This window comes from Ilumatobacter sp. (genome assembly GCF_041688325.1).
Taxonomy (GTDB): domain Bacteria; phylum Actinomycetota; class Acidimicrobiia; order Acidimicrobiales; family Ilumatobacteraceae; genus Ilumatobacter_A.
Window position 1 is genome coordinate 1 of the sequence record NZ_JBDNIJ010000110.1, and the last position, 4,425, is coordinate 4,425.

Annotated in this window: 5 protein-coding genes and 1 pseudogene; 4 read left to right on the plus strand and 2 right to left on the minus strand. The window is 61.1% G+C overall.

Translation table 11 applies throughout. From position 1 onward, the window contains the following. Nucleotides 1-596, minus strand: a 596-nt coding sequence (locus ACH2EI_RS07510; protein ID WP_395159595.1) for a selenium-binding protein SBP56-related protein, incomplete at its 3' end; no start/stop codon positions are given. Between the two features lie 95 nt (nucleotides 597-691). On the opposite strand from ACH2EI_RS07510, the gene ACH2EI_RS07515 reads away from it, so the two are divergent. From ACH2EI_RS07515 to ACH2EI_RS07530, 4 genes are all read left to right on the plus strand, one after another. After that, a complete protein-coding gene (locus ACH2EI_RS07515; protein WP_395153539.1) occupies nucleotides 692-1,447 on the plus strand; it encodes an IclR family transcriptional regulator in 756 nt (251 codons plus the stop codon). Then, nucleotides 1,444-2,586 carry a glycine cleavage T C-terminal barrel domain-containing protein gene (locus ACH2EI_RS07520; protein WP_395159597.1) on the plus strand — a complete coding sequence of 381 codons (1,143 nt, stop codon included), beginning with the start codon at nucleotides 1,444-1,446 and terminating at the stop codon, nucleotides 2,584-2,586. The genes ACH2EI_RS07515 and ACH2EI_RS07520 overlap by 4 nt, the downstream gene beginning before the upstream one ends. A gap of 106 nt (nucleotides 2,587-2,692) precedes the next feature. Next, nucleotides 2,693-3,496 (plus strand): alternative oxidase, encoded by an 804-nt coding sequence (locus ACH2EI_RS07525; protein ID WP_395159599.1) that lies wholly within the window; start codon nucleotides 2,693-2,695, stop codon nucleotides 3,494-3,496. Between the two features lie 83 nt (nucleotides 3,497-3,579). Then, nucleotides 3,580-4,125: a GNAT family N-acetyltransferase gene (locus ACH2EI_RS07530; protein WP_395159601.1), complete on the plus strand. Its 546-nt coding sequence runs from the start codon at nucleotides 3,580-3,582 to the stop codon at nucleotides 4,123-4,125. On the opposite strand, the pseudogene ACH2EI_RS07535 reads toward ACH2EI_RS07530, so the two are convergent. Continuing rightward, nucleotides 4,122-4,425 (minus strand): annotated as a pseudogene (locus ACH2EI_RS07535) (hypothetical protein); the annotation flags it as partial. The gene ACH2EI_RS07530 and the pseudogene ACH2EI_RS07535 sit on opposite strands and share 4 nt — an antisense overlap.

A 4,425-nucleotide genomic window follows, 5' to 3' on the forward strand; every position in this document is an offset into this window, starting at 1 on the left:
CGCGGCTGGTACCAGAAGTCGTATCCGAACGGGATGTCGCCCATGGAGTTCTCCCACCGGCCAACGATCTCAAAGTCCTTGTTGACGTGCAGGTAGCCGCCGGGTGCCTCGCCCTTGGCATTTCCGAGGAAGGAGATGATGATTTCCGATCCCAGGCAGTGGACCGTGTGGGGGCCCGACAGGTCGACTTTCTCCTTTATCTCTTTACCATCGATCACCGTGTGGATGCGAGGTGCCCGCGGGTCGGTTGCGGTGTCAATGACGTAGATGTTGTTCGACCGAACGCCGGGCAACAGGAGATACTGCCGGCTCATCGCGGCATCTCCATGGCACGACGAGCAGGCGTTCCATCCGGTGTGGTGCAACTCGTCGCCGATGCCTGGCATTTCCAAGCGGTGGATCACCTGGGAGTAGGTCGGGCTCTCTGGATCCGCGTCGAGCGTCGCCAAATAGTCGGGCTGTTGAATTCCTGTGCCGGTGTACAGGGCAACCGTGTACAAGAGCGTCTCGGGAGGCGCTTGCATCGCGTCGGCGGGGCTTGCGTATCCCGGCCCACAGCACGACGATCCGGCATCGAGATCCATCTCTGAAGTCATGATCAGTCCCCTTTTGTCAGCGTCCTGTAATTACCATATACTAAGATTCTTATTCTTGCGAAATGAGATTCGAGTGATGAGGGACTGGACTGACCGTGCATCTTGAACGCCTCGCACTGATCCTGGAAATCGTCGGCCAGAAGGGCGAAGCGACCGTCGCCGAGGTGTGCGCGCATTCCAACCTTCCGAAGCCGTCGGCATACCGCCTGGTCAACGACTTGGTCGACGCGGGTCTGCTCGATCCGGTTGCCAAGGGCCAGTTCGCCATCGGCACCCGCCTCAAGCGGATCACGCAGCCTGACCTCTCGGACGAGGTCCTGCTCGAAACCATCGCGCCGGTGCTCCGCCGGGCAGCGAACGACCACAGCGCTGCTTTTTTCCTGTCCCGCATTCGTGGCAAGGCCGTCGAGATCATCCACGTCGAGACCCCGGCCACCGGCGTGTCGTTTCTGCACCCAGGCCTCGGCAAACGCCCACTCCACGCATGCTCGTGCTCAAAAGCCGTCGCGGCCTTCTCCCCTGATGTGGCAAATTCAGTAGCGAGCCGGTTGAAGGCTTACACCGAGCACACCCTCACCGATATCGACGATCTACGCGCCGAGTTCGACCTGATTCGACAACTCGGCTACGCCGAATGCGTCGAGGAACTCGAGCGCGGCATGTGCTCGGTGGCGGCGCCACTGCACCCAGGCGACCAGGCGCCGACAATGTCGATCGGCGCAACAGGTTCCATGCGAGTCTTCACGCCAGCCTTCCGCACGAACATGGGCAAGGTACTCGTCAATATGGCGAACAATCTCGCGGACCGCCTTGGCTTGTCCGCACCGGATCAAACAACGGAGTCCGCATGACCCAACCACACGAGTTTGGCTTCGGGACTCAAATCCGCAAGTCGCCCTACTTCGACGCAACTGTCAGATGGGGAGCGAAGCAATTCTCGGTGTACAACCACATGTACATCCCCCGCGACTTCGGCGACCCCGAGCAGAACTTCTGGAACCTCGTGAACGACGCGATCCTCTGCGACGTGGCCGTCGAACGACAGGTCGAGGTCACGGGGCCCGATGCTGCGGAATTCATGCAGATGCTCACGTGTCGGGATCTTTCGACGATGTCAATCGGGCAGTGCAAATACATCCTCATTACCAACCAGGCTGGCGGCCTCCTCAACGACCCCGTACTGCTCCGGCTGGGCGCCAACCACTTCTGGATTTCGCTCGCCGACAGCGACATCCTGCTGTGGGCCCAGGGCGTCGCTGTCCACTCGGGCATGGACGTCACGCTCCACGAACCCGACGTTTCGCCGCTCCAGCTCCAAGGTCCCAAGTCTGGCGACATCATGAAGGCCCTCTTCGGGCAAGGCATCGGCGACCTGAAGTACTACTGGCTGCGCGAACTGGAACTCGACGGAATCCCCCTCGTGGTGTCGCGCACTGGCTGGTCAACCGAGCTCGGCTACGAGATCTACCTGCAAGACGGCGCTCGCGGCGACGAGCTGTGGGAGAAAATCATGGCCGTCGGCGGGCCGCTCGGTCTCAAACCGGGCCACACCTCTTCGATCCGCCGAATCGAAAGTGGAATCCTTTCCTATTACGCCGATGCGGACAGCGATACCAACCCGTTCGAACTCGGGCTCGACCGGCTCGTGAACCTCGACATGGAAGCCGACTTCATCGGCAAGGCCGCACTCCAACGGATACAACACGAAGGCGTGAGCCGCCGACAGGTTGGTTTGGTGCTCGACACCGAACCGCTGACGGGACCAAACACCTCGTTCTGGTCGATCGCACGCAACGGGACGACGGTTGGCAAGGTCACCTCGGCCGTCTACTCACCGCGCCTTGAACAGAACATCGCGCTGGCAATGATCGCCGTCGAGGCCTCGGAACTCGGCACCGCTCTCCAAGTCACGACAAGTACCAGAACGGTTTGCGCAACCGTCGTCGAGCGTCCATTTTTCGACCCAAAGAAGTCGATAGCCACCGCCTAGCGCCGCCGCCTGCAAACCCTTGATGTGTTGCACGCCACAACGACGCCGAGCCGAAACGCTCGCTTGGCTGCGACGATGGAGTCCCCCAGCTCAAGGACGGTCGAACATGACTCCCGAGAACCAGCGGACACAACCTGCAGAGAGCCCCGACACGGGCGCTTCTCGCAAACCGGATCTCACCCAGCCCGACGCCCACCGTTTTCCGGCACTCGAAACGCCGGTGACTCGGGCCCTCCAGGATCGTCCACCACTTGGGCCAATTGAGCGTCTTGACCACGATGCGCTGGTGGCCAATCAGCAGTCAGAGCTCGCTGCCTCTCGCCGGTCATACACACTGAGTTCTCGGGCGCTGTTTGTGGTGATGGACCTGGTGTATGGCAAGGAGCGCACGCTGGAAAAGTTCCGGGTGCTCGAAGTCGTTGCCCGTGTGCCGTATCAGGCGTGGGAGAGCGTGGCCTATGTGGCCATGACCCACACGTCGAAGAACCCTGACTTCGCCCGGCGGGTCTATGACCGAGCACGCATCGCCCGAGTCGAACAAGACAACGAGCAGTGGCATCTGCTGATCCTGGAAGAGCTCACGCGCGACGAGCGTCGCCCGTGGCTCAGGGGACGCATCATTCCTCAGATCCTGGCGTTGTCGTACTACCAGCTGTCCTGGATCTTGTTCGTGATCCGGCCCAAGTGGAGCTATCAACTCAACGCTGACTTCGAAGACCATGCCGCCCACGAGTACGCGCTCATGGTGCAGGAGCATCCCGAGTGGGAGACAACGCCGTTCGAGAGTCAGTTCCAAGGCGACTTCGGTGCCTACGACAGCCTGGCCGACATGTTCCGCCAGATCGGTTATGACGAGGCCCTGCATCGTCAAGAGAGCGAGATCATGATGACGCAGCCTCGTTTCGCCTGATACTGGGTGGCCTGTCACCACCAAGGTCCGTGCTTGGCTCCGAGCGATCTACATTTGCCTCATGACCATGATCGACACTGACCATGATCGAGACTGACCGGCTCATCATCCGGCCACCGGTGGAGGATGACCGGGCTCGATTCATCGAGTTGTTCACGAACGATGCGTTCACCGTGTATTCCGGCGTCCACGATGTCGAGTCGGCCAACTCCCGCTTCGACCACATGCTGCACATGGCCGCCGTCGTGCCGTATGCGAAGCAACCCGTCATCGAGCAATCATCTGGCACGATCGTCGGATATACCGGCGTCGACGTTGTCCGCTTCGACGGTATCAATCGGCTCGAATGGGGTTGGCGGCTCGTCACTGAAGCAAGAGGCCAAGGTCTCGCGACCGAGGCGGTGTCGGCGCTCCTCGCTGTTGCCGACGAGTCTGACGATGGCGAGATGCTGTGCCTCATCAACCCTGACAATCAAGCCTCGCGGCGTGTTGCGGAAAAAGTCGGGTTTCACTGGTTGCGCCGCATCGATTGGATGGGCGATCCGGCCGATCCCACAGACATCTTGATCCGGCCAATCGGCTCCGGAGGCCCGCCGCTCCGCGCCCCCTCGTCTTGGCTCGAAAGTTAGATGCCGGTTGCTGGTGGGAGGATCCCGCCAAACAGCCGTTCCCAGTCGTCGATTCCACAACCGTTGCTGCGATCGATGGTCGTGTTCACCCTGTCGCTGTCGTAAGTGCCGACGATGGTGGCGATATCGGGGCCACCGTAGATCTCTGTGCAGATCTGGTCAGCGGGTGCGCCGTCAATAAGCCGGGTCCGCACATCGGCGTTGGCCAGAGCTGTACACGCTGATTCGGCGCTGAGGGGCACGTCGCCAAGCAGGGTCGCCGTGTCGCCAAGGCACGAGATGGTGTAGCTGATGTCGCCG